The organism is Salegentibacter haimaensis (assembly GCF_054121495.1).
In genome coordinates this window covers 66,675-93,453 of the sequence record NZ_JBSYGH010000013.1, presented here as the reverse complement: position 1 = coordinate 93,453, position 26,779 = coordinate 66,675, and the positions used below count along the sequence as shown (strand labels likewise).

Genomic DNA, 26,779 nt, shown 5'->3' with positions numbered 1-26,779 from the left:
GGCAGCTTTTTTGTTATACGAATAATTCTTTGAAAACCTCAATTTTCAATACTCTACGGAATATTCAAATACTTATGAGTTTGCAAACTCACCTTCCACTTTGGATTTTTCATTACATAATCTACGATGAGCGGCATCATTTTTTCCCGGTTACTCCACTCAGGCTGCAGGTATAAAATGCAATTCTCCCCTACTTTTGCGGCCTGCTCTTCAGCAAATTTAAAATCGCTTTTATTAAAAACAATCATTTTAAGCTCGTTGGCCATAGGGTAAATTTCATCTACCGGAAGTTTTATTTTCTTGGGTGAAAGGCATATCCAATCCCATTCGCCGGTCACCGGATAAGCTCCACTGGTTTCGATATGAGTTTGGCAGGAAAGGGCTTTTAGACCTTTAGTAAGATGATCCATATTCCAGGTGAGCGGTTCTCCCCCGGTAACCACCACAGTTTTACTGGAGGCTGCAGCTTTTTCGATGATTTGACCCACATGAGTGGGAGGATGTAATCCCGCATCCCAACTTTCTTTCACGTCACACCAATGGCAACCTACATCACAACCACCAATTCTAATAAAGTAGGCAGCAGTCCCTTTATGAAAGCCTTCCCCCTGTATGGTATAGAATTCTTCCATAAGCGGAAGCATAATCCCCTCCTCTACAAGCTCTTTTGTCTCTTCTGAAATCATAGCCTGCAAAGATAAGCAATCTTATCCTGTTTAAAACTCTATGCCTGGCCAGATTCTATTTCAGGATTAAAGCGTTTTCTATTGAAAGTATTTCTGAAGAAAGATCTATTAGAAACCCGTTGATCACGGCATATTTCAGACTCCCCTCTTTTTCCAGAAAGAAAGTTGGAGTTAAAGTTTGAGGCGCCTCAAAGTCTTCGCCTACAAAATTTACAGGCATTTCTGAATACGCCACATCTTCGGGCAGATTCTTTAGCTTCACGTAAGCGAAGCCATCATTCAGAATTTGACTAAGATCCTGGTCTTTCAAATCTTCGGGTTTTTCCAGGGTTTCCCCGTAAACTTTGGGTTCAACGATTTTATAGCCTGCCGCGTTAAAATCGGCATAGCCATAACTGGTTGACAAGTCGCCACGGTCGGCGATATAGCCTCGGTAATAAAAATCATCGCCTACCTCAACTTCCGAATGATTAATGCCCAAATCGATGATATATTCATTTCCGTGTAACTCATAACTCAAAGCTTCCAGTTTCAAGTCAAACAACATACGATCGTTATTGGGGATCTCTTCATAACTTTCAAGTTCGTTCATTTTATACGACTCATCGGCAATAGCGAAAAGTGAAGCTAGAATAATGCTGAAATTCAACCTGCGAATTTCCTGCTTTTCTGGATCGCCGGGATATCCGCCAGATTCGATCAAAATTGTGCTGGTGCCCCATTTCTGAATATTGTCACCAAAAGCCCTGGGCTCAAAATCATCGTTGTAACGTCCCACCTGCCCCGGGATTAACTCCTGAAGCAATTTGTTCATCTCAACTATAAGTTTCATCGCATCTCCCCTCACCTCATTAATTTCCTTTTCATAATTATAAGCCGGGGCCAAAAATGAAATAGTAGCCGGTTTTTCTGTTCTGGAAGCATTATAGTATTTGCTCTGGTCGTGCAGATTAAAACCAAAATCGGCATCGAGACTATCCCGTATTCGCTTCAGGGTTTTGCTCTCAGGATTCTGAAGCCGAAGTGCATCCCGGTTCAGGTCTACTCCCAAAGCATTGCGGCGTTGAAATTTCTCGGCACCATCGGGATTGAGCATAGGCAAAAAATGAAGTTTCAGCCTTGAAAGCATTTCTTTCTTTTCTTCGGAATAATCTTCAGATTTCAAAAAATTGAAAATATCGAAAAGCGCCATGGTTGCGGTGCTTTCATCGCCGTGCATTTGAGACCATAGAAAAACGTCTATATCCCCGGTCCCGGTGCTCAACAAATAAAGTTCCCGACCTTCTATGGAGGTGCCTACCTGGCTGATCTCAAAATTTTCAACAGACGATAGGTTTTCAAGACTCTTTTTAACCTGGCTGTGCTTGAAACGCCGTGTTTCAAAGCCTTCGGCCTTATACTTTGGCCAGGATTCGAATAATTCTTTATAAAGTTGAGGAACCTGTGCCTGGGCTGAAGAGACGATTAAAAAGAAAAGCAGGCTAAATTTTAAAAATTTCATGTTGAGTTTATTTTGTGGGAACGGGTTTAAAATTAAAGCTTTTGGTGGCATTTCTTAGCTCCTGCATAAAATTTTCGCCGGGATCGGTCTTTGTAGTGCGATAGTCCGCATCTCTTTCCAACCAGAGTGCATGTCCCTCAAAAAGGGTATATTCAAAATGACCAATTAAATAGTCGATTTCATATTGTTTTGAAAGATATTTAACGAGCTTAATATTTGCTTTAAGCTGGGCCCTGGTCAGGGGAGTTTCGGGAGTGCCACCTACATTTTCTATTCCTAGAGCCACGTGGTTAAGCCCAATTACGTGGCGGGCCATTATATTTTCGGGCATAAGGCGATAGATAGTTCCGTCTCGGTCTATTAAAAAATGAGCGGAAACATTCAAATCTCCCGCCGATTTGATATCTCCTCGCGCCCCGGGAAGTTTCACCGGGTCAAAAGCCTTAAAAGAAGCCTCTAAAGTTGGAATAGCCGTCCAATGCACCACGATCATTTTTGGGTTAATAGTGGCATCTTCCGCTTTTAAACCATAGCGTTCTTTTAAATATTCTCTTGTTAGTTCCAATCGTTGCTGGTTGAATTCAATTGGCCTATCTACAATTTCCGGGACGGTCTTAGCCGGCCCGCAGGAAATCTGAAAAGCGGTGAGTACAATTAATATTATTTTTTTCATAGCTATGCTCTTAAACAAAAATCTCCCGGGAGTGCCGGGAGATTTATTTTATTGATTTCAATTAAAATTACTCATCCCAAAAAATGCGATCCAGTAAAGTTACAGAAGGCACATTGCTTCCGTTTCTACTCAATTCAGAATCGGGATATCTTAATCTTCTTAAGAACTGCCCGTTTAAATTCGGGTTAAGGTTAGCCGGAAGATCAAAATTCTCATAAGCATAATCGAATCTTCTGGCGTCATTCCAGGCCTCTGGGTGCAGGAATAAAGCAACCCATTTTTCTTTGAAAATATCGGCGATGGTGAAGGCATCAACTCCCATTGCTACCTCAGGATTACTAAGATAAGCCTCTATTTGAGCACTCTCAACTCCAATCTTGGTCATATGAGCGCGAATTCCATCCAGGTAAGCCTGGTAAGCACGGGGCTTGTCAATCTCAAAGGCAGCTTCGGCCTCGATGAATTTTTGCTCGGCGTAAGTGGCGATTAAAACCGGAGAAGTTTCAGAAGTATAGAAATCGCCGGTCACTAAAGTAGAGCGTTCGCCTTGCTCTGAAGCGCTACCTCTACCGGCACCATTGGGCACCCCTACATAGTCACCATCATCGGTAGTACCGATCATATATCCAATTCTGGGATCTTCAACTCCAAAGGTAGTACCATCTGTAGCCTCTACTAATTGTTCAGAAATCCAGCCACCAAGCAACAGGTTTTCGTTGTTTAAAGCCAGTAGAAACCAGGGGTTTCGGGCTTCTTCAAAATACTCTACCTGCGCATCGTCGGCATTGGAATCGAAACCTGCATCTATAGCCGCAAGTATCTCAGATGGGCTATACTGGCCGGTTTTACTCAAATGATTGAGGTAACGTGCCTTAAGCATATTGGCAAATTTAATCCACTGCCCGGTGTCGCCTCCGTAAATAAAATCATCGGCTCCCATACTCAGGTCGCTTTCCTGGGATAAATTGGCGATTCCTGAATCAAGATATCCAAAAACTCTGGAATATAATTCAGCATCATCATCATAAGCAGGAGTGATACTTTCGAAGTTAAAACTCTGGCTAAATGGCACATCACCAAACAGGTCTACGGTCATAGCAAGGTTCAAAGCCATTAACACCTGGCCAGCACCTTCGTAATGCGGCGCGCCTGTCTCATTGGCTTCGATGATCATATCATTAAGATCGGTCATCACCCCGTACAGGTTTGCCCAGGTGTTATCGAAACTTTGAGGATCCATAACATCGGTTCCGCTTGCAGGGTTAGGCGAGGCCAAATGCTGTACATAAAATGAGGTAGTGCTACCTACTCTATAGGTATTCTGGGCCGTTTCATAAGTGGTATGTGCCATTAGACCGGCCAGAGGCGCATCGGTTGGATTATTAGGATTATCATTGATATCCAGATAATCATCACAGCCGGCAAAGGCGAAAAAGACAGTTGCCAGCATTAAAATTTTATATGTTTTATTAAAAATCTTCATAGTCATTGTTTTTTTATAGGCCTAAGTTAAGAGTAAAGAAGAAACTTTGAACTCCCGGATACCCAAGGCCGGTAAATCCGGTGGCATTCCCTCCGGCACCTGCGCTGAATGATTCAGGGTCAAATCCATCCCAGGGAGTGTAAAGAATGATATTATTAGCAGCTACCGAAACTCTGGCGGTTTCAATCGGCAGGTTACTTAATAAAGCATCACCAAAATTGTAGCCAAGGCTAATATTTCTCAATTTGATAAAAGAAGCATCGTGCACAAAGTTTTCACTCATTCTTCTATAGGTATTTCTATAGAAACCTGCACCGTAATCTCTTCCATCTGGTCCCACACCCTGGCCTAACCATACTTCCTGAGTATTTGGTGTTCCATCGGCAAGCACTCCTTCAAATACTCTGAAGTCATTTCTATCTAAAGTATATTCAGAAATACCAAAGGCAGAGAAGAAGTTATCATACTGGCTGTATTGTTCGATTCCTGTTCTAAAGTCGATAAGGAATGAAAGATCCCAGTTTTTGTAATTGAAGTTATTTCTTAATCCTCCAATCCATTTTGGAACGGAATTCCCCAGAACTTTAAGATCGAAATTCATATTTGGGAATCCATTTTCACCAATCACTACAGGTAAATCTCTGTTCAGGTAGATATTATCTTCTGAAGCACCAAAACGCTGGTAACTACTTCCCCAAAGGTTACCATAAGGCTCCCCTTCGGTAAGAATCGTATAAACTGTACTTCCCACGTATCCAAACTGGCTTCCTAACTGGATTTGTTCAATTCCCTCACGTATGCTAACCACTTCGTTTTGGTTATAGGCGGCGTTAAAAGATACATTCCACGAGAAATCTTCATTTCTTACCGGGGTGGCATTGATGATAAATTCAACCCCAGAGTTTTGAATTTCTCCGGCATTCGTGATAAAGGTTGAGAATCCTGATGTTTGAGATACCGGCACCGGAATTATCTGATCTTTTGAATTGGTTTTGTACCAGGTAAAATCAAGACCCAATCTATTATTGAAAAACCTAAGGTCTGTACCTAATTCCAAAGAAACCGTTCTTTCAGGAAGTAAGCCAAGGTCTCCAAACTGGCCGTTTCTGGAGAAACGCACCTGCCCGTTTAATGGCACTCCAACCGAGTTATAGGTTTGCCCTATTCGATAAGGATCGGTGTCTTTACCTACCTCAGCATAGGAAGCACGAATTTTTCCGAAGCTAAAAAAATCTGGCTGGTCGAATGACTCGGTGAACACATACCCAAGGTTTACCGAAGGATAGAAGAAAGAGTTATTTCCTATTGGTAGGGTTGAAGTCCAATCGTTACGTGCGGTGATATTAAGGAAAAGCATATCGTTATAATCTATGCTTAAATCACCGTATAAACCTACCAGTCTTCTTTTTCTAAGAAATTGATCGTTTGAAATCTGGCTGGCATAGTTGAGATGGTAAAATCTTGGAATCACAAAATCGGTTCCGGTGGCAGCTACTCTTTCATAATCTCTTTCGAATACATCATTACCTACTCTTAGAGTAGTGTTCCAACGCTCATCCCATTGTTTTTTAAGAGTCACAAACAGGTTGGAGTTAAGATCCCTACTATTAATGCGGGTTTCGGTGATAAAACCTGTAGCACTAAGCGGCACTTCTCCATCTATTCCCAGAGGCCCCGGTGTAATTTCGGTTCTTGAATCGTTGAACCAGTCAGTACCTACAATATAATTTACGTCCATCCATTCAAACGGCGAATAGGTAAAATTAAGATTACCGACCAGGCGGTTTACCTCGTCTTCAAAAGTACTGAAACGCGCGTCATAAATAGGGTTTGTATTACTCCCAATACTCTTCATCGTTCCATCTGGGTTTATATAGTCATTGATATCCTGCATTGGAGTATTGTACACCATACGCTCCATAAAGCGATCGTGTGGTACACGATTACCTCCCGATACTACATAATTCATATTGGCAGCAACCTTAAACTGGTCGCTGAATTTTAATTCTCCATTTAACCTGGTTGAAGTTCTACCCCAGTCACTAAAAGGAATTACCCCTTCCTGGTCCAGGTTGCTAAAGGACGCATAAAAGTTAGCAGTTTCTGTTCCTCCCGAAATATTAAATGAGTTCTCGAATTGAACTCCAGTTCTCATCGCCTCTCTCCAGATATCACGAATTTCGGCATCGGGATCGGTTTGTCTAATCTCATCTATTGAAGGACCCCAGTTTGGCCAGAAAGAGTTTGGATCGTAAACGCCACCAAATCCCTGTCCGTAAACATCCTGAATTCTTGGATATCTATTGATTTCTTCAAATCCGAGGCTGGAATTCAGGTTAATTCTAACAGCGCCTTCTTTACCTTTTTTGGTAGTAATAATTACCGCACCATTCGCTGCACGCACTCCATAAAGAGCAGTTGCCGCTGCACCCTTAAGTACGTTCATAGATTCTATGTCGTTAGGGTTTAGGTCGGCAGCACGGTTTGATAGACCACGCGGAGTCCCGGCACTTTCGGTGGTCGAGTTATCCATTGGCACCCCATCGATTACAAATAATGGCTGGTTATCGGCTCCGGGATCGAGCGAGTTGATACCACGAATAATAATTCGGGCACTTTGTCCCGGCGCACCTCCCGAGTTGGTAATCTGCACCCCTGCGGCCTGCCCCTGTAAGGCGCTCACCACGTTAGGCTGCTTGGTTCGGGTGATGTCTTCCCCGCTTACTTCCTGCACGGCATATCCCAGGGCTTTCTTTTCCCTTTCAATACCAAATGAGGTTACTACTACCTCCTCAAGACTTTCCAAATCTTCCTGAAGTCTAACATCGATAGTACTTTGGTTCCCTACCGTAACTTCACGGCGTTCAAATCCCAATGAAGAAAAAACCAAAACGGCTCCCTCATTTACATCAATCGAATAGTTCCCGTCAAAATCGGTTACGGTACCCTGATTGGTTCCCTTTACGAGTACGTTTACGCCGGGCAGGGGCATCCCGTCAGCTTCAGAGCTTACCTGACCGCTAACAGTACGTTGCTGCGCAAACAAAATCGTCATCTGAAAAACAGCTAAGACAGCCGTTAAAATAATTTTGTTTTTCATTCCTTGTTGTGTTAATGTTCTGTGAATTAAATTTAAATATAGATAAATCGATTCAACCTGTCCAAGAAAATTTGTTACAAATTTTAACTTTTGCTAAATTTTTTAAAATTAAACTACCTTAGTGAAAAATTCTAAAAAAGCATTTCAGCGATAATTAATCTTATAATTCCCTGACACTAAAAATGATAATCCGAAGCCTTAAATTTAGTATCCTTAGCCTGTTTAGTCTCATTCTCTTTTCCTGTGCCGGCACCAGGAAAATCGAGAAAAATGCTTACCAATCATTTAATAACTCCCCGGCCTTTAAGCAGGCTTTTGTAGGTTTTATGTTATATGACCCCGAGTCGGGAAAAACTTTGATCGAGCATAATGCCCATAAATACCACACCCCGGCTTCAAATACCAAATTATTTACCTTATATACAGGTCTTAAAATCCTGGGAGATTCCCTGCCCGCCTTAAAATACACTATCAAAAACGACAGCCTGTATTTTACCGGCACGGGAGATCCATCTTTTTTAAATCCTAATCTCGGGGAATCCCGGGTTTTAGAATTTCTAAAAAATAGAGCTGAAAACCTGGTGTACCTTCCACCAAATTTTACCGAGAAACGTCTGGGGCCGGGTTGGTCCTGGGATGATTATAATTCGTATTATTCGGCTGAACGTACCCCTTTTCCCATTTACGGAAACCTGGTGAACTTCAGCAAAGAGGAAAATGGAGAGCTTCAGGTTTTTCCTACTATTTTTAGGGATAGTCTCTCAAAAAATAAACTCCTAAGCCCACGAGGAATTAAACGAAATTCTGAAGCCAATATCTTTAATTATGGAGAGCTACGGGAAAGCTTCAGCCAAAATATCCCTTTTCATTATTCAGAACCTATGCTGGTAAAAGCATTAGAGGATACCTTAAAAAGAAAAATAAGCTTTCATAAAAATCCTTCCGAAGAAATTAATCTGGATAAGACCTTATATAGTATCCCGGCCGATAGTATCTATAAACGAATGATGGAGGTGAGCGATAATTTTATCGCAGAACAAATTCTCCTTATGGCCGCAGGGGTTTTAGAAGACAGTCTAAAAGCCGGAATCGCGATAGATTATATGAAAGAAAATCATTTAAATGATTTACCCGACGAACCCATTTGGGTAGATGGATCAGGCTTATCCCGCTATAATCTTTTTACGCCCAGGAGTATGGTAAAATTGCTGGATAAGATTCAGCAGGAAGTACCCCGCTCCAGGTTATTTTCAATGCTGGCCACCGGGGGAGTTTCGGGAACCCTTAGAAATTCATATGCAGGAGAACCTCCATATATTTTTGCAAAAACAGGCACTCTTCGCCATAACCACAGCCTTAGTGGATATTTAATAACAAACAGCGGCAGGATGCTGATTTTTAGTTTTATGAATAATAATTACACCGTTCCTACCAGCGATTTAAAGCTGGAGATGGAAAAGGTTTTACAAAGCATACGCGATAATTACTGATTTTTTCGGTTCAAAATTGCTATTTTAGAATTTCAATCAAGCAGCCCGATATGCAACGCAGAAAATTTATTCAGAATATTGGCCTGAGCAGCCTGGCACTTCCCCTGGCCGGCTTCGCCAATTCCAAGCCAATCAATTTTACCGATAGCCGCCTTCCCAACAATATCACAATACCAGCCGCCCTTAAACCCGGCGACACTATTGGAATTGTGAGCCCGGCCAGTGCAATTTTTGAGTCTGAACCCTATGAAATCGCCAAAGAATCATTTGAAGCGATGGGCTTAAAAGTGAAATTCGGAGCTTTTGTAAAAAACAGGCTCGGGCATCTTGCCGGAAGCGATGAAGAACGCGCCGAAGAGCTTAACGATATGTTTAGAGACCCCAAAGTTCACGGCATCATCGCACTAAGAGGCGGCTCGGGCTCGGCAAGAATTCTGGATAAACTGGATTACCAGGCCATAAAAAACAATCCAAAAGTTTTTATAGGCTACAGCGATATCACTGCGCTGCACCTGGCGATTTATAAGAAAACAGGATTGGTTACTTATCACGGCCCGGTGGCGGTTTCGGTTTGGAACCAGTTTAGCAGTGAGCATTTAAAAAGGTTACTGTTTGAAAAAGAAGCTATGCTTTTCCAAAACCCTTCAGAAAAAGGTGGCCAATTGGCGCAAACAAAAAATCGTATTAGAACTATTAATCCGGGAAGGGCTAAAGGCCATTTGCTAGGCGGAAACCTTTCTGTAATGACCGGGATTATGGGCTCTGATTTCTTTCCTGAAGACTGGGAGGGAAAAATTCTCTATCTCGAGGATGTTGGCGAGCAAATCTATGCCGTAGATCGCATGATGTCTCAACTATATTTAGGCGGAGTTTTAGATAAAATTGCCGGCTTTGTCTTCGGAAAATGCAGCAGTTGTAAACCCGGCGGTAGCGGCTATGGTTCCCTTACGCTCGAAGAAGTTATTGATCATTACATCAAACCCCTGGAAATCCCCGCATTCTCTGGAGCGATGATAGGACATATAGACGACAATATTACTGTTCCTAACGGAATTCAAGCTGAAATCGATGCTGAAAAAGGCCAAATTCAACTATTGACCTCTGCCGTTAAATAATCATATTATGAACAGGGAAAAGGAGTTTGTTGAGCATATTGCAAAGGGTTATCAGCCAAAAGGAAATTATATCCACCTGGGCGCGGCGATGCTGGAAGGCGTCACTTATGCTGAAGCCGCCGTTAAGATTCCGTTGAAAACCTTAAACCGGCACGGATTAATCGCGGGAGCCACCGGTACCGGGAAGACAAAAACCCTTCAAATCCTGGCCGAAAATCTATCCCGGCAGGGGGTGCCTTCGCTATTGATGGATCTTAAAGGCGATCTAAGCGGAATTGCACAAACAGCCGAAACAAAAGATTTTATCCTGGAGCGGCATCAAAAAATCGATCTGGAATTTAGCCCGGGCGCAAGCCCGGTAGAAATTTTAAGTATTTCAGAACAGGACGGCGTGCGACTAAGAGCTACTGTGAGCGAATTTGGCCCCGTCTTGCTCTCCCGAATTCTCGATCTTAGCGATGTTCAAATGGGTGTGATGGCGATTTTGTTTAAATATTGCGATGATCATCACCTACCCTTGCTTGACTTAAAGGACCTTAAAGAAATTATTCGGTATTCCACTAATGAAGGCAAGGAGGCTTTCGAAAAAGAATATGGAAGAATTTCAACCGCCTCTACCGGTGCGATTTTAAGAAAGATAATTGGCCTTGAACAACAGGGCGCCGAGCTGTTTTTTGGTGAACGCTCTTTTGATCCAGATGATCTCACCCGTCGCAATGAGAAGGGCGAAGGCATAGTGAATATTATAAGATTAGATGATATCCAGGATAAACCCGGCCTGTTTTCCTGCTTTATGCTGTGTTTGCTGGCCGAAATCTACAATACCTTCCCGGAAAAAGGCGACAGCGACAAACCCGAGCTGGTTCTATTTATAGATGAGGCGCATTTATTTTTTAAGGAGGCTTCTTCAGCGCTTTTAGATCAAATTGAAAGCATCGTAAAACTTATTCGTTCGAAAGGGGTTGGGCTTTTCTTTGTCACCCAAAACCCTACCGATGTTCCTGAAGCCATCCTCGGGCAATTAGGATTAAAAATTCAGCATTCGCTTAGGGCTTTTACCGCCAAAGACCGCAGGGCGATAAAACAGGCGGCAGAAAATTATCCCATATCAGAATTTTATGATACCAAAAACCTGCTAACCTCGTTAGGTATTGGGGAGGCTTTTGTTTCGGCTCTGGATGAAAAAGGCCGGCCCACGCCCCTGGCAGCTACTATGCTTAGAGCTCCTATGAGCAGAATGGATATTCTTAGCGAGCAGGAACTAAAAGAACTTTTAAAAACTTCAGTGCTAAAGCCGAAGTATAATGATAGTTTAGAGCGGGAAAGCGCTTATGAATTGCTTCAAAAGAAAGTAGCCTACGCAGAAACCGAAAAAGCAAAAAAAGAAGCCGAAGAGGAGCGTAAAAAATTAGAAAAACAAAGCAAAAGCAACCGAGGTTCAGGCAATAAAAAAACCCAGGGCGCCCTGATTAAAGTGCTCACCAGCGCTACATTTATTCGCGGCGTTATGGGAGTGCTCAATAAAATGATGAAATAAATCTTACTTAAATCTATTATGAAACGAAACCTGTTTTCACTACTACTAATTTCACTCGTACTTTTTTCATGTTCTAAAGATGAAGACAATCCATTTCTCATCACTGCAACCCAGGTGGGTCCTATAAAGAAAGAAACCCGTATTAACCAGTTAGATTCCATCTTTGCAGAAGATTCGCTGGTAAGTCAAACCAGCGGTAGCCAGCAGCTTCGAAGCACCGATGAGATCAAGATTTTTGAAAAAGGTGGGAAAGCTTTGTTATTGCTCGAACCGCTTCAGGAATTCGACAGCACCAGCACGATTGGCTATATTCGCATCCTGGATGCCCGCTACGAAACCAAAGCCGGGTTGAACACCGGGAGCAGCTTTAAAGACATCGTTGAGAATTACAATATCTCCCGCATTGAAAACACCCTGAATGCTGCGGTGATCTTTCTGGATGAAATAAATGCGTATATCACCATAGACAAGAAAGAACTCCCGGCCGATTTACGATATGATACCGACAGCAGAATTAGGGCCTCTCAAATCCCCGATGATGCGAAAATTAAATATTTCATGATCTACTGGGACTAATAGAGAAAAAGTTGAAATTAAGTTAAAAATCGACATATTTTCAGCTTTCAGTCTTTATTAAATGTTAATCATATTAGGAGTATTAAATCTTTATATAACTTTATCCTCTAACCAAAACCCTAAGCTATGATTAAAATTCTGGGAATTATTCTTACCATTGGTGGTGCCGTGGCACTGGTAATGGGAGTTTTAGGAATCTTTGGAAGTATTGGCCTTATGCTAAGCCCCTGGGCCCTTACCATTATTGGTTTTATTTTCTTTATTTCGGGTATTTCCCTGATTAAGCGAAGAAAAGACACCGAAGATATCGAAGCCGAAAATCATTAGGCTATTATCCTTATTTATAATACCAAAAGCCGTCTTACACGACGGCTTTTTTTGTGCCTTAATCCGTAGAATTTTCAAAAAAAAAGAGCCGTTTCAATCAAATTGAAACGGCTCGGAATTATGAACAGTAAAATAAATTGGGAAATTAGTCTACATTATCGTGCAGAAACGAATTATTTCTTCTGAAGTAAAGTTCATCGTTATCATCCTTTCCTACACTGGTTCGGGATAAATTGCCCTCCCCGGGCCTGTTTGAATCCAAATCTACCCCGGCTCTTTTATAAGCCGGCTGGCGTTCAATTTCATCTATTTGAGCCGCATTGCTTCTAAACCTATAATTGAACTCCTTCATTTTAGCCCGTCGCTCGGCAGCTCTTTCCTTTAAAATTTCTGAAATTGGCGCGTTAAACGGATCTTCCTCATTATTCTCTTCCTTTTGCTCTGGCGCTGCAGGAACTACCTTTCTTTCGATGGCAATTGTCTCGTCTTTAGGCTCGGCTTTTTGAGAAGGTCTGGAGCTTTCAAGGTTTTTTTCCAACTCCATATAATCCTCAAGGCTGTAGCGTTTTACCTGCTTTTGAGAATTTTCGCTGGCCGGAATAATCTCAATATGCTCATTTACCTCGATATTGCGGGTTTCCTCGTGCAATTCGTGGCGTACCAGGCGTGATTCGGGCATTTCGGCCTTCTTCTCCGGCATTTCCATTTTTGGAGTTTCGTTCTCTTTTTTCTCTTCGGAAGTATTCAACGGAAGATCGAAAGTAAACATAAACTGATCTTCATTTTGTGTTTTTTCAGGCTTTTCTTCCTCCTTCTTAACTTCAGCTGAAGCAGTATCGTTAATGATAAAATCTTCAGGATTTACCTCCTCAAACGAAACCTCCATTTCTTTTACCGCTCTGGGAGTGCTGAACTTATCTTCTTCCAGGCTGGTGATATTTCCCACTTCATCAACTTCTTCTACCGAATCATCGAGAGTGTGTACAATTTTGTTTTTTGGCTCTTGAGGCTCAGCTTTATTTTCTTCAGATTTTGGGCTAAAGAAATCCATCATTGGAGAAGAACCGGTGCTTTTCGGATTTAATTGCTGTTCAGCTTTCTGTTCGTCTTCAAGAGTGTGAATAATTTTCTTGGTTTCAGTATTCACAATTTCATTTTGCTGCTCCACGTTAAACCCCGTGGCAATAATAGTTACCGAGATTGCCTCATCGAGGGCTTCATCTTCTCCAACCCCCATAATGATGTTGGCAGAGTTCCCGGCTTCTGCCTGGATATGGTCGTTAATTTCTCCAATTTCATCTATAGTGATTTCTTCAGAACCAGAAACGATTAGCAGTAATACGTTTTGCGCTCCGGTAATCTTGTTATCATTAAGCAAAGGAGAATCCAGGGCTTTCGCGATAGCATCCTGCGCACGGTTGGCGCCAGAAGCCTGAGCCGATCCCATAATGGCAGTACCGCTGTTGCTTAGTACAGTTTTGGCATCGCGAAGGTCAATGTTTTGTGTGTAGTGATGGGTAATTACTTCGGCAATTCCGCGGGAAGCTGTAGCAAGAACCTCATCGGCTTTAGAAAAACCGGCTTTAAAACCAAGGTTTCCGTATACCTCACGTAGTTTATTGTTATTGATCACGATAAGGCTGTCTACGTGACTGCGAAGTCTTTCAACCCCGGCCTGGGCCTGCTCGTTTCTCATCTTACCTTCAAACTGAAACGGAATGGTAACAATCCCTACAGTAAGGATGTCCATTTCTTTGGCTTGTTTAGCGATGATAGGCGCTGCTCCCGTTCCGGTACCTCCGCCCATCCCGGCCGTGATAAATACCATTTTAGTATTGGTATCGAGCATTTGTTTTATCTCATCAAAACTCTCTACCGCGGCCTGTTCACCAATATGCGGATTCGCCCCTGCTCCAAGACCTTCAGTAAGGCTTACCCCTAACTGAATTTTATTAGGCACGGGACTGTTTTCAAGGGCCTGGGAATCGGTATTACAAATCACGAAATCCACTCCCTTGATTCCTAATTGGAACATGTGATTGATAGCGTTGCTTCCTCCACCACCAACACCAATAACTTTAATTACGTTCGATTGATTTTTGGGCAAATCAAATGCGATGTTTCCGAATTCTGTACTGCTCATAAATTCTATTTTACTGGTTCTCTCTCTTTTACTCTGCGTTATCTAAAAAATCTTTAAACTTCTCGGCCCATTTATCGAAAATGCTTTTGCGATTTTGCGATCTCTGGCGTTGCTCGGCCTGGATTTCTTCCTCTTCGTGGGTTAGGTCTCCCTGGGAATCGACCTCCATTACCGGTTCTTCTTCATTATTTGAAAGCACGGCTTCTTCCTGAAATTTCTTCTTGCCCTGCTCTAAACTGTTCATCACCAATCCAACTGCGGTGGCATACACCGGGCTGGTGGTTTCGGTATCATTGTTTCCGGCTAAATGCTCATTGGGATATCCAATTCGGGTATCCATACCGGTAATATATTCAGCCAGCTGTTTTAAGTGATTTAGCTGGGCGCCACCACCGGTTAATACCAAACCGGCGATAAGTTTTTTCTTTTGTTCTTCGTGCCCGTAATTTTTAATCTCGAGATATACCTGCTCGATAATCTCAACCACGCGGGCGTGAATGATCTTTGATAGGTTTTTCAAGGTAATTTCCTTGGGCTCCCTTCCGCGCAAGCCTGGAATAGATACAATCTCGTTGTCTTTATTTTCCCCCGGCCAGGCCGAACCGAATTTTATTTTCAATAATTCAGCCTGCTTTTCAATGATGCTGCAACCTTCTTTGATATCTTCAGTAATCACATTTCCACCAAAAGGAATTACAGCAGTATGGCGAATAATACCATCTTTAAAGATGGCCAGATCTGTAGTACCTCCACCTATATCGATAAGGGCCACTCCGGCTTCTTTCTCTTCCTGGCTCAACACCGCATTTGCCGAAGCAAGTGGCTCCAGGGTAACAGCAGAAAGGTCAAGCCCTGCACTTTTCACACAGCGCCCAATATTGCGAATTGAAGAAACCTGGCCTACCACTACGTGGAAGTTGGCTTCCAGCCTGCCGCCATACATCCCGATAGGCTCTTTGATCTCGGCCTGCCCGTCTACCTTATATTCCTGCGGAAGCACGTGAATAATTTCCTCTCCCGGCAGCATTACCAGTTTATGCACCTGGTTGCAAAGGCTGTGAATATCTTCAGCATCTATCACTTCATCGGGGTTTGGCCTGGTGATATAATCACTATGCTGCAGACTTCTAATGTGTTGACCCGCAATGCCCACCACCACTTCACTGATATCCAAACCAGAATCGGCTTCAGCTTCCTGAATAGCCTGTTGAATAGACTGAATGGTTTGAGTGATATTATTAACCACTCCGCGGTGCACCCCTAAACTTCGGGATTTTCCAATACCCACTATTTCAACCTTGCCGTACTCATTTTTGCGGCCGATCATTGCCACAATCTTAGTAGTTCCTATATCTAATCCTACTGCAATGTCGTTTTGTTCCATAATCATTTTTTAGTACAAACAACCTGATTTCCAAATTGCAGGTTCACGTTTTTGTATGTATTTAATTTGTCCTCTTTAAGGGCTTTCTTATAAAAAGCCTTGAAATTGTTAAACTTCAATTCAATATTTTCTGCTTTGCCAAAAAACACGCTAAAATCGAGTTTACGCATTTCCAGCTCATATCGATCTCCCGGAAACCGGGAAATCCCGGTGATATGCCGGGTTAAAAATTCATCGGTGGTGATATAAGCTACTAAAGGAAATACTGCATCCAGGTTTTCCTGATCAAAGTTGTAAAGAAAAGGAACTCTTGCCGAGTAGTAGGGAGACAGCGGCATTAGCTTCCCGTGACGGTCGATATAGGAGGCTGAAGATCCGGCAAGTCTTCCTATGGGCTTGCGCTGGCTGATATCAGCCTTAAGTTTTCCGTCCAGGCTAAGATAAACTTCAGCTTTTTCTATCATGTCGTGATCGGTCAGCAGGGATTCCACCCTATTCAAATCTAAAGTTTCTTTAACTATGCTCGCAGGCTCCAACTTATTTTGTATTAACAACTTATTAACCGCTTCCTCAGTCACATAGAGGTTTTCTCCCGGCGCAAACTGAATGCTTATCTCACTGATTTTGCGTGACTTATGGCGCTCCCCGGCAAAACCATAAAGAAAGGCTACCAAAACCAGCAAAAACAAGGCTTTTATGTATCCCATCTTAGACTTCATTCTGAAGGAATTTTTTAAGGGGTTCAACTTCTTCTCCAATATCTCCGGCGCCCATCATCACTACCACCTGCGCAGCTGAAGCCTTCACTTCCTGCTGAATTTCATCTTTAGAAATAAGCTTCTTATTTTGGTTGCTGATTTTATCCAAAAGCCACTGCGAATTCACTCCTTCAATAGGCAATTCTCTGGCAGGGTAAATATCCAGCAGTAAAAGCTCATCGAATTGTGAAAGGCTTTCAGCAAAATCATCTATAAAATCTCTGGTGCGGCTAAACAAATGCGGCTGAAAAACCGCCAAAACCCGCTTCCCGGGATGCATCTCCCTCACCGCCTGATGTACCGCCGAGATCTCGGTGGGATGGTGGGCATAATCATCGATAAGCACCAGCTTCTCAGTTCTTATTTTGTAGGTGAATCGTCTTCTTACACCTTGAAAGCTTATTAAAGCCCTGGCAAGTTCAGCGGTTGGGGAGCCGTACTGAATACTCATTGCCAGGGCTGTAACCACATTAAGTAGGTTGTGCTTCCCCGGAAGGTTGCACTGTAAATTCGTTATAGTTTCTGTAGGCGTTTTGAGATCAAAAATGTAACGCCCATTATCTATTTTAATATTTTGAGCCGAAAAATCGGCATCGTCTTCTATACCAAGGCTTGTACCCTTAAGCGGCAGCCCATTTTTTATAAAAAGCTTCCCGTCATTGGGCACCAAAGCAGCAAAGTCTCTGAAGGTTTTTTCCAGTTCTTCTTTTGCTCCATAGATATCCAAATGATCGGCATCCATCGATGTTACCGCGGCGATATTTGGTGATAACTGCATAAAAGAGCGATCGAATTCATCGGCTTCTACAACAATTACCTGGTCACCCTTAAGGATCAAATTGCTTTGAATATCTTCACTAATCCCGCCTAAAAAGCCGATTACCGGGGCACCTGTCTCTTTTAGTAAATGACCTAAAATGGCCGTGGTAGTGGTTTTTCCGTGGGTACCGGCCACTGCAAGGGTAGTTTTCCCACGAGTGATTAAGCCTAAAACCTCAGCGCGTTTTTTAAGCGGAAAGCCTTCAGCAATAAAAAATTGTAATTGGGGATGTTCTTTAGGAATGGCAGGGGTATAAACCACCAGCATATTTTCTTTACTTCTGAAATTTTCGGGCAGTGCTTCCAGCTTTTCATCATAAATCACCTTGATGCCTTCCTGCTCCAGTTCACGGGTAAGTTGGGTTGAAGTTTTATCATATCCCGCCACATTTTTACCCTGAAATTTAAAATACCGGGCCAGGGCGCTCATTCCAATACCGCCAATGCCGATAAAATAAATGTTCTCTATGTGCTTAAGATCCTTCAACTATGCTTTTATTAATTTTTCTACTTCGTCTACAATCGCGGCCGTCGCATTAGGCAGGGCCAGTTTTTTTATATTTTCAGATAGTTTGGTCTGCTTCTCTTCTGATGCCAATAACTCAAAAAGTTCGCCTTCAAAACGGGTTTCCAGGTCGGTTTCCCTGATCAATAACGCCGCATCTTTATCGGCTACCGCTTTGGCGTTTTTGGTTTGATGATCTTCAGCCACATTGGGAGACGGGATGAAAATCACCGGTTTCCCCACAATGCATAATTCTGAAACGCTACCCGCGCCGGCACGGGAAATTATAATATCGGCCGCAGCATAGGCCAGGTCCATTCGGTTTAAAAACTCGTGAACCTGAACGTACTTTCCGGCGTAATTTTTATACTCCTGGTAATACAGCTTCCCGGTTTGCCAGATAAGCTGAATTTTCTCCTTTTCAAATCTTTCGGCATAGGTTTCAATCAATTGATTGATTCTTCTTGCGCCAAGACTGCCACCAAGAACTAAAATTGTTTTGGTTGCGGGCTCGAGTTTAAAAAACTCCAGGGCTTCAGCCTTTTTAGAATTCACTTCCAGCAAATCCTGTCGTACGGGATTACCGGTGATAAGGGTTTTATCTTTCGGAAAAAATCTGTACACTTCTTCATAAGCCACACAAATTCTATCCACACGCTTAGAAAGAATGCGATTGGTAATTCCCGGCAATGAGTTTTGTTCCTGAATAAGGCAGGGAATTCCCTGGGAGCTGGCCACTTTGAGCAGTGGTCCACTGGCAAATCCGCCGGTGCCTATAGCCAAGTCTGGCTTAAAATCTTTGATTATTTTTCTCGATGCACTCAAACTGCTTAAAAGCTTGAACGGGAACATCAAATTATCCAGAGTCAATTTTCGCTGAATACCGCTAATCCATAAGCCTTTAATCTCGTAGCCGGCCGCAGGAACCTTTTCCATTTCCATACGATCTTTGGCGCCAACAAATAAAAATTCGGCATCGGGAAATCTTTGCCTGATTTCATTGGCAATGGCTATGGCCGGGTAAATATGCCCCCCGGTGCCTCCTCCAGATAATATGACGCGCAAATTCTTCTTCATTTATATAGCTTCGCTGAGTATATCCAGCGGATTTTCTTCTTCGTTTAATCTTTCTTCAGCTTCCTTGATCTCTTCCCGTTTGGCACTAACGCTTAAGATTATACCCAGGGCCATACAGGTCATCCAGATCGAGGTTCCTCCGCTACTAATAAGCGGCAGGGTTTGACCGGTAACCGGGAATAATTCCACGGCGACGGCCATATTTACAAAGGCCTGAAAAATTATGGGCAGACCCACCCCTATCACAACGAGCTTACCAAAGACTGTATTGGCTTTGGTAGCCACTATTATTATTCTAAAAAACAGCATGAGGTAAGCACTCATTACCAGCAAGCCTCCTATTAACCCCATTTCCTCTACAATTATCGCGTAGATAAAATCGGAAGAAGACTGGGGCAAAAAATTTCGCTGCACGCTTTTACCTACTCCAACTCCGGTTACCCCGCCACGGGCAATCGCGATTTTTGCCTTTTCGATTTGGTAATCGGCTTCGGTATCTTCAGCATTGGCAAAATTTTCGATTCGGCTGGTCCAGGTATCCACCCTGTTAGGTAAAACCCCGGGGAAAGCCTTGGCGATTAGAATGAAAATCGCAAAAATCACCACCGCCGAGCCTACTATGGCTCCCAGGTATTTTATAGGATAGCCTCCTAAAAACATCAACATCAACACCATACAAAATACAATAGCGGTTGTGCTGAAATTGGCCGGCAATATTAGCAATAATATCACTCCTACGGGCAGCCAAAGCGGTAAAATCGACTCTTTAAATGATGGGGTTTTATGCGTGATTTTTGACAGATATCTTGCCACATAAACCAATAAAACCACCGCTGCAAAAACCGAAGGCTGAAAAGACATCCCCAACACGGGAATTTGAATCCATCGGCTGGCATTTGCCCCGTCGATCACCGTGCCCTGTGCCGCGGTATATAATAGTAAAACGGCTACCACCGGCAATAATAAGATAGAAATCCCCCTAAAATAATGGTAGGGCACTTTGTGAACTGCAAACAGCAAACAAAACCCGAGCACCAAATGAAAAAAATGAACCACCAAATACTTAAAAGTACTGCCGTCTCCATAGAGATAGGCAAGATTACTACTGGCGCTATATACCGGCAAAAATGAAAATATTGCCAACAAGCCGGCTGTAGCCCAGATAACCTTGTCTCCTTTAAGATTTGAAAAAATATTGCTCATTCCTGGTTGTAACTGTTACAGGTTTCTTACTGCATTTTTAAACTGTCTCCCACGGTCTTCATAATTTTCGAAAAGATCGAAACTCGCACAGGCGGGAGATAACAAAACGGTATCTCCTTTTTCACCCATTCGGTAAGCCATTTTCACCGCTTCTTCCATAGACTGGGTTTCAACGATCATATCAACACAGTTTCCGAAAGCATTTAAAATCTTTGAATTATCCACACCAAGGCAGATAATCGCCTTTACTTTTTCATTGACCAGCGGTAAAAGATCATCGTAAATATTGCCTTTGTCTACTCCGCCAACAATCCAAATGGTTTCACTCTCCATACTGTCAAGCGCGTAAAAGGTGGCATTCACATTGGTAGCCTTAGAATCGTTGATGTACTGCACATTATTGATCTTAAGTACCTTTTCCAACCTGTGTTCTACCCCCTGAAAGCTTTCCATGCTCTCGCGAATGGTCTCTTTTCTAATTCTTAGCAACTGGGCCACGGTGGCCGCTGCCATTGCATTCTTGGTATTATGTTTCCCCTCTAAACCTAAAGTTGATGTTGGCATATTAAACTGATCGTTAGTTGTTTTAATTACAATATTTTCGTTTTCTATATATGCTCCGTTTTCTGTTTTCTGCTGAAGCGAAAACGGGAGTTTTTGTGCTTTAATCTTATTTTTCTGAAGCCAGCCTGCAATGATCTCATCGTCGCTATCATAGATGAAAAAATCATTCTCTCCCTGGTTCATCGTGATCCTGAATTTCGATTCGGTGTACTTCTGAAGCGAATTTTCATAACGGTCCAGATGATCGGGGGTGATGTTGGTCAACACCGCGATTTCGGGTTTAAAATCCACTATCCCATCCAGCTGAAAACTGCTTAATTCCAGTACATACCATTCGGGAGCAGTTTCGGCTACCTGTTTTGCAAAACTATCGCCCACATTCCCGGCCATCCCGACATTTATACCGGCTTGCTTAAGAATGTGATAAATGAATTTTGTGGTTGTGGTTTTTCCGTTGCTTCCGGTTACTCCAATGATTTTCGCTGAGGTATATCCTGCGGCGAACTCGATTTCAGAAATTACCGGGATTCCTTTTTCCCTTAGCTTTACAACCAGAGGCGCTGAATCGGGTATCCCCGGACTTTTCATCACCACATCGGCTTCAAGAATTACAGCTTCAGAATGAGTTCCCTCTTCCCACTGTACTTCGATATTTTCAAGAACTTCTTTATACTTTTCTTTTATCTTCCCTCCATCAGAAACAAAAACTTCAAAACCCTGTTTTTTGCCTAAAATGGCTGTTCCGGCACCGCTTTCGCCTGCACCCAGAATCACAAGTTTTTTCCCTTTTTGTCTCCAGTCTTTCATTATCTCACCTTAAGGGTTATAATGCTTACAATCGCCAGAAAAATCCCCACGATCCAAAAGCGTACAACGATTTTACTTTCATGGTATCCTCTTTTCTGATAATGATGATGCAAAGGCGACATCAGGAAAATTCTGCGGCCCTCGCCGTATTTTCTTTTGGTGATTTTAAACCAGGCAACCTGCAGCATTACCGATAGGTTTTCTATCAGGAAAATTCCGCAGAGAAGTGGAATCAATAATTCTTTGCGGGTGGCTATGGCCAGCACGGCGATGATCCCGCCAATGGTGAGACTTCCGGTATCGCCCATAAAAACCTGGGCCGGATAAGTGTTATACCAAAGAAAACCAACCAAAGCCCCGGCAAATGCCGTAATATAAATCGTCATCTCACCCGAACGGGGGATGTACATAATGTTGAGATAGTCTGAAAAAATGATGTTACCCGACACCCAGGCAAAAATCCCCAGGGTAAGCACAATGATAGCCGAAGACCCCGCTGCCAACCCGTCTATACCATCGGTTAAATTGGCCCCGTTAGAAACTGCGGCCACAATGAAAATCACGATGGGTATAAAAATTAGCCAGGCATAGTTTTTCAAGACCGGGTTAATCCAGGAAATAAGACTGGAATAATCAAATTCGTTATTCTTTACAAACGGGATGGTGGTTGTAGTCGTTTTCAATTCAGGCCCCATCACGATTTCATCTACATCGGTAATGAGTTCGGATTCGGCACGATTGCCGCGGTTTAATTCTTCCTTTACGGTGATTCCAGGGTGAAAGTACATTATAGAGCCAACTATTAAGCCAAGGCCCACCTGTCCTATAATCTTAAACTTACCTTGCAGCCCCTCCTTGTCCTTTTTAAAGGTCTTGATATAATCATCTATAAACCCAATAGTACCCATCCATAAGGTGGTGATGATTAGCAGGATCACATAAATATTTTCCAGTTTGGCGAAAAGAAAAACCGGGATTAGGGTAGCGATGATAATAATTAGCCCACCCATAGTAGGAGTACCGGCTTTCTCGCTTTGACCTTCAAGCCCTAAATCTCTTACACTTTCACCAATTTGTTTGGTGCGCAGGTAATTGATGATTCGTTTCCCGTATATGGTAGAAATAAGCAATGCGAAAATAATCGCCATCGCCGACCTAAATGAGAGATACTGAAATAAACGCGCCCCGGGCACCTGGTATTCGGCATCTAAATATTCGAATAAATAGTATAGCATGGCGGTTTACTTTTCGAGTTGTATCAAAAATTCGGTTACTATTTTCAAATCATCGAAATCAAATTTTTCATTATTGATTTCCTGATAGGTTTCATGTCCTTTGCCTGCAATAAGAATTATATCTTTCTCACCGGCGATTTGGCAAGCCGTTTTAATAGCCTGCTTTCGGTTGGTAACCGAAGTTGTTTTTTTGAAATTCTGAGGTTCAACTCCAGCTTCAATTTCTTCTATGATTTTTTCGGGGTCTTCGGTACGGGGGTTATCACTGGTAAAAATCACCCTGTCACTTAAAGCCGAGGCAATATGACCCATTTTGGGGCGCTTGGTTTTATCTCTGTCACCTCCACAACCTACCACCGTGATTAGATTCTCATTTTTAGTTCGAATGCTGTTGATGGTTTCTAACACATTTTTCAAAGCATCGGGAGTATGAGCATAGTCTACTATGGCGGTGATTTTTTTATTTTTTGAAATGCTGTATTGAAATCTTCCGCTTACAGAATTTAATTCGCTTATGATTTTCAAACTCTCCAGTGGATTTAAACCCAATAATTCTGAAGCTGCATAAATCGCAACAATATTATAGGCATTAAAATTCCCGATTAACTTGGTCCAAAGCTCCTGCCCGTTTACTTTCAGCAATAAGCCTGTAAATTGATTCTCCAGAATTTGCGCCTGATAATCGGCATAGGACTTCAAAGCATAGGTATATTTCCTGGCCTTTGTATTCTGAAGCATCACCGACCCGTTTTTGTCATCCTGATTGGTAAGCGCAAAAGCACTGGCTGGCAGTTCGTCAAAAAAGCGCTTTTTTACATCTCTGTATTCTGCGAAATCTTTGTGATAGTCGAGATGATCATGTGAAAGATTGGTGAATATTCCGCCGGCAAATTGCAAACCGGTGGTACGGTGTTGCGCTATTCCGTGGGAACTCACTTCCATAAAACAAAATTCCACCCCCGCATCGTTCATCTTACTCAGGTAAGAATTAATACTAATAGAATCGGGTGTGGTTCTTTCGGCCTTAAATTCCTCATTTCCCACCATCACTTTTACGGTAGACAGCAGTCCTACTTTATACCCGGCCATTGTACAGAGTTCATAAAGTAAAGTGGCAATGGTAGTTTTCCCATTGGTACCCGTAACCCCTACCAGCTTTAATTTTCCTGAAGGATTTCCGAAATAATTAGCAGCCATCAAAGCCAGGGCTTTTTGTGAATCGGACACCTGCACATAGGTTATCCCATTGACAAGATTCTTTGGCATTTCTTCACAAATAATAGCCAAAGCCCCCTGGTTTACCGCCTGCTCGATAAATTTATGCCCATCTGCCAGGCTTCCTCTAATTGCTACAAAAACATCATTGAGTTCCACCTTACGGGAATCAAAATGAATATCTTTAACCGTTACTGAAGTGCTTCCACTAACGGCTTCCATTGAAACTTTATATAGTATGTCTTTTAAGACCTTCAACCTAGATTGAGTTTTATTTGTTGATTAGTTTTTATTTTTTGTCCTGCGGTAACCGATTGTGAACTCACCTTTCCGCGGCCATCAAGAATTACTTTCAAACCCAGATTTTCAAGGAGAGACACCGCATCCATAGCAGGCATTCCCCGAACATCGGGCATCAGCAGTTTTTCATCCTGAAGCCGTGTAAAATATTGTTCAAAATCATCCTCGATTCTTTCATTTTCCACCTCAAGACCTTCGAGTTCATCTTCAATGGGAGTATCGGTGAAAATTTTCTGAGCGATTCTTTTAAATACCGGCCCGCTAACATCGGCACCGTAATAACCCTTGCGGGTACTGGGTTTGTGAATCACCACAATTGCCGAATATTTAGGATTTTCGGCCGGGAAAAATCCGGCGAAAGAAGAAATATATCTTGGGTTTCTACCCCAGTCTTCCATCCAGTATTCGGTTTGAGCTGTTCCGGTTTTTCCTGCCATCGAGAAACTTGGAGAATAAAGACTTTTCCCGGTACCACGCTCAACCACATTTTTGAGCATTTCCTGGACTTTTCCTAAAGTCTCAGGGGTACAAATAGCCGGGTTAATCACTTCCTTATCGAATTTCTCCACTGTTTTATCCCACTCTCTTATTTCCTTGATAAACCGGGGGCGAAGCATTTCGCCGTTATTCGCAATCGCGTTATAGAAATTTAGAATCTGCAATGGCGTCATTTGTACACTTCCGTAGCCATAAGCCATCCAGGGTAGCGACAAACCACTCCATTTTTTATCACCAGGCTGAGGTATATAAGGAACTCCTTCTCCCTTAATCGAAAGTCCCAAAGGCTCATTCAGGTGCATTTCGTTTAGTTTATTTACAAATTTCTTCGGGTTCTCCTTATAATTTTCATAGATCATTTTAACGGCTCCCACATTAGAAGAAACCTCGAAAGAACGGGCCAGGCTAATTTCCCCGTACCCACCGTGTCTTGAGTCTCTTACTCTTCTTCCACGGATAAAAATCTGACCTTTTTCAGTATCAACCACATCTCCTGTATCGACTACCTTATGGTCCAGGGCCGCTACCATCGCCATAAGTTTAAAAGTAGAACCGGGCTCGTGAAGCTCCCCTACGGCATAATTGAGCTTTTCGTAATAAGTGCCTTCTGATGTTCTACCCAGGTTTGAAATCGCTTTAATTTCGCCGGTTTTTACTTCCATCACTACCACGCTCCCGTGATCGGCTTCGTAGAGTTCCAACTGCTTCAGCAAAGCGTGATGGGCAATATCCTGGATATTCACATCTATAGTTGAGATTACATCATAGCCATCTTTTGGCTCTACTTCATTATTATCTGAAATAGGCTTCCACTGGCCTTTGGCGATTTTTTGCTTGAGTCTCCTCCCGTCGGTGCCACGTAAATAGTTACTGTAAGCTCCTTCAAGGCCAACCCTGGTATAGTACCCCTGGTCATCCTTGCGCTCGTAACCCACGGTTCGCTCACCCATTTTCCCCAGGGGATGTTCTCTAACCGTTTTCTGCTCCACAATCATCCCACCCTTATAGGTTCCCAGATTAAAAATGGGAAAGGATTTCATTTTTAAATATTCTGAGTAGCTTAGATTTCGGGCGATAAGCACATAGCGCTGGCCATTGCTGCGGGCCTGCCTGAGTAGCTGTGCATAATAGGTTTCAGATTTTCCCAGCATTCCTGCCAGGGCTTTGGCCAGGGGCATCACATTTTCCTGGAAGTCTTTTTCCGGAACCGTTACCGCATCAAATCTTATATCGTATTTTGGAACTGAAGTGGCCAGCAAATTTCCGGTGGCATCGTAAAGATTACCACGATTTGAAGGAATACTGAAGTTTTTATAAGTGCGCTCTTCTGCTAATTGACGGTAATGCTCCCCGTCTACGAACTGAATATCCATGAGTTTTACACCCACGGCTACTGCAAACAGAAACATTAGCCCTGCCACCACATATAAACGGTTCAATATGCCCTTCTCGCTTATTGCCATTATTCAGTTATATTCACTTTGATTTTAAAAGGAGGTGTGTCACTGGGACCAATCCCCCTGCTGCTCATTCTACGGGTAATGGTAGATTCCATCTTAATTTTCATCAATGCCGATCTCCTGTCTACAAACTCACTTTTCAATTCTCTAACTTCATGGTGCAATTGAGCAATCTTATGCACCTTTCTCTCGGCACTATGCGCACTGGCGATCATAATAATAGCCAATACCGTACAATACACTATAAACCGCCAGTTCTTCACCGCGTCGCGGCTCACTAAAAAATTCGCTTTTAAAAGATTGTAAAAACCTTCTTTCATAGA

The 26,779-nt window shown here is 42.7% G+C and carries 21 protein-coding genes; 5 read left to right on the top strand and 16 right to left on the bottom strand.

Going from position 1 to position 26,779, the window contains the following annotated elements; all coding sequences use genetic code 11:
* Nucleotides 1–53: 53 nt before the first annotated feature.
* The 5 genes from ACW6QP_RS12705 to ACW6QP_RS12685 all read right to left on the bottom strand — a co-directional run bounded on the left by ACW6QP_RS12705 (nt 54) and on the right by ACW6QP_RS12685 (nt 7,443).
* Nucleotides 54–686: a 7-carboxy-7-deazaguanine synthase QueE gene (locus ACW6QP_RS12705; RefSeq protein ID WP_457911247.1), complete on the bottom strand. Its 633-nt coding sequence runs from the start codon at nt 684–686 to the stop codon at nt 54–56.
* A gap of 55 nt (nt 687–741) precedes the next feature.
* Nucleotides 742–2,187, bottom strand: coding sequence for a M14 family metallopeptidase (locus ACW6QP_RS12700; RefSeq protein WP_457911246.1), 1,446 nt, complete (start codon nt 2,185–2,187; stop codon nt 742–744).
* Nucleotides 2,188–2,194: 7 nt separating this feature from the next.
* Nucleotides 2,195–2,860 (bottom strand): peptidoglycan recognition protein family protein, encoded by a 666-nt coding sequence (locus ACW6QP_RS12695; RefSeq protein WP_457911245.1) that lies wholly within the window; start codon nt 2,858–2,860, stop codon nt 2,195–2,197.
* A 67-nt stretch (nt 2,861–2,927) separates the two neighbouring features.
* The gene (locus ACW6QP_RS12690; RefSeq protein WP_457911244.1) at nt 2,928–4,343 is read right to left on the bottom strand and encodes a SusD/RagB family nutrient-binding outer membrane lipoprotein; all 1,416 of its coding nucleotides are present in this window, start codon (nt 4,341–4,343) and stop codon (nt 2,928–2,930) included.
* Between the two features lie 13 nt (nt 4,344–4,356).
* Nucleotides 4,357–7,443 (bottom strand): SusC/RagA family TonB-linked outer membrane protein, encoded by a 3,087-nt coding sequence (locus ACW6QP_RS12685; protein WP_457911243.1) that lies wholly within the window; start codon nt 7,441–7,443, stop codon nt 4,357–4,359.
* Nucleotides 7,444–7,625: 182 nt separating this feature from the next.
* Between ACW6QP_RS12685 and ACW6QP_RS12680 the strand changes: the two genes are divergently transcribed.
* From ACW6QP_RS12680 to ACW6QP_RS12660, 5 genes are all read left to right on the top strand, one after another.
* Nucleotides 7,626–8,933 carry a D-alanyl-D-alanine carboxypeptidase/D-alanyl-D-alanine-endopeptidase gene (locus ACW6QP_RS12680; RefSeq protein WP_457911242.1) on the top strand — a complete coding sequence of 436 codons (1,308 nt, stop codon included), beginning with the start codon at nt 7,626–7,628 and terminating at the stop codon, nt 8,931–8,933.
* Between the two features lie 50 nt (nt 8,934–8,983).
* Complete coding sequence (locus tag ACW6QP_RS12675) at nt 8,984–10,048, top strand: S66 peptidase family protein (protein WP_457911241.1); 1,065 nt, start codon at nt 8,984–8,986, stop codon at nt 10,046–10,048.
* Between the two features lie 7 nt (nt 10,049–10,055).
* A complete protein-coding gene (locus tag ACW6QP_RS12670; protein WP_457911240.1) occupies nt 10,056–11,585 on the top strand; it encodes a helicase HerA-like domain-containing protein in 1,530 nt (509 codons plus the stop codon).
* Nucleotides 11,586–11,603: 18 nt separating this feature from the next.
* A complete protein-coding gene (locus ACW6QP_RS12665; protein WP_457911239.1) occupies nt 11,604–12,161 on the top strand; it encodes a hypothetical protein in 558 nt (185 codons plus the stop codon).
* Between the two features lie 126 nt (nt 12,162–12,287).
* Nucleotides 12,288–12,488: a hypothetical protein gene (locus ACW6QP_RS12660; protein WP_457911238.1), complete on the top strand. Its 201-nt coding sequence runs from the start codon at nt 12,288–12,290 to the stop codon at nt 12,486–12,488.
* Between the two features lie 145 nt (nt 12,489–12,633).
* Here the strand turns inward: ACW6QP_RS12660 and ftsZ are convergent, their stop codons facing one another.
* The 11 genes from ftsZ to ACW6QP_RS12605 are packed head-to-tail and all read right to left on the bottom strand — an operon-like array spanning nt 12,634 to nt 26,776.
* Nucleotides 12,634–14,631 (bottom strand): cell division protein FtsZ, encoded by a 1,998-nt coding sequence (ftsZ, locus tag ACW6QP_RS12655; RefSeq protein ID WP_457911237.1) that lies wholly within the window; start codon nt 14,629–14,631, stop codon nt 12,634–12,636.
* 28 nt (nt 14,632–14,659) lie between these two features.
* Nucleotides 14,660–16,015 carry a cell division protein FtsA gene (gene ftsA, locus ACW6QP_RS12650; protein WP_457911236.1) on the bottom strand — a complete coding sequence of 452 codons (1,356 nt, stop codon included), beginning with the start codon at nt 16,013–16,015 and terminating at the stop codon, nt 14,660–14,662.
* 2 nt (nt 16,016–16,017) lie between these two features.
* Entirely contained in the window at nt 16,018–16,734 is a 717-nt protein-coding gene (locus ACW6QP_RS12645; RefSeq protein ID WP_457911235.1) for a cell division protein FtsQ/DivIB, read from the bottom strand.
* Nucleotides 16,724–18,079: a UDP-N-acetylmuramate--L-alanine ligase gene (gene murC, locus ACW6QP_RS12640; RefSeq protein ID WP_457911234.1), complete on the bottom strand. Its 1,356-nt coding sequence runs from the start codon at nt 18,077–18,079 to the stop codon at nt 16,724–16,726. Before murC ends, ACW6QP_RS12645 begins: the two co-directional genes overlap by 11 nt.
* A complete protein-coding gene (murG, locus tag ACW6QP_RS12635; protein WP_457911233.1) occupies nt 18,080–19,174 on the bottom strand; it encodes an undecaprenyldiphospho-muramoylpentapeptide beta-N-acetylglucosaminyltransferase in 1,095 nt (364 codons plus the stop codon).
* Nucleotides 19,175–20,377 (bottom strand): FtsW/RodA/SpoVE family cell cycle protein, encoded by a 1,203-nt coding sequence (locus ACW6QP_RS12630; protein WP_457911232.1) that lies wholly within the window; start codon nt 20,375–20,377, stop codon nt 19,175–19,177.
* Between the two features lie 15 nt (nt 20,378–20,392).
* Nucleotides 20,393–21,748 (bottom strand): UDP-N-acetylmuramoyl-L-alanine--D-glutamate ligase, encoded by a 1,356-nt coding sequence (gene murD / locus ACW6QP_RS12625; RefSeq protein ID WP_457911231.1) that lies wholly within the window; start codon nt 21,746–21,748, stop codon nt 20,393–20,395.
* On the bottom strand, nt 21,748–22,983 hold the full coding sequence (gene mraY / locus ACW6QP_RS12620) for a phospho-N-acetylmuramoyl-pentapeptide-transferase (RefSeq protein ID WP_457911230.1): 1,236 nt from the start codon (nt 22,981–22,983) through the stop codon (nt 21,748–21,750). Before mraY ends, murD begins: the two co-directional genes overlap by 1 nt.
* Before the next feature lie 6 nt (nt 22,984–22,989).
* Nucleotides 22,990–24,456 (bottom strand): UDP-N-acetylmuramoyl-L-alanyl-D-glutamate--2,6-diaminopimelate ligase, encoded by a 1,467-nt coding sequence (locus ACW6QP_RS12615; RefSeq protein ID WP_457911229.1) that lies wholly within the window; start codon nt 24,454–24,456, stop codon nt 22,990–22,992.
* Entirely contained in the window at nt 24,453–26,459 is a 2,007-nt protein-coding gene (locus ACW6QP_RS12610) for a penicillin-binding protein (protein ID WP_457911228.1), read from the bottom strand. The genes ACW6QP_RS12615 and ACW6QP_RS12610 overlap by 4 nt, the downstream gene beginning before the upstream one ends.
* Nucleotides 26,459–26,776: an FtsL-like putative cell division protein gene (locus tag ACW6QP_RS12605; protein ID WP_457911227.1), complete on the bottom strand. Its 318-nt coding sequence runs from the start codon at nt 26,774–26,776 to the stop codon at nt 26,459–26,461. The genes ACW6QP_RS12610 and ACW6QP_RS12605 overlap by 1 nt, the downstream gene beginning before the upstream one ends.
* Nucleotides 26,777–26,779: the final 3 nt, after the last annotated feature.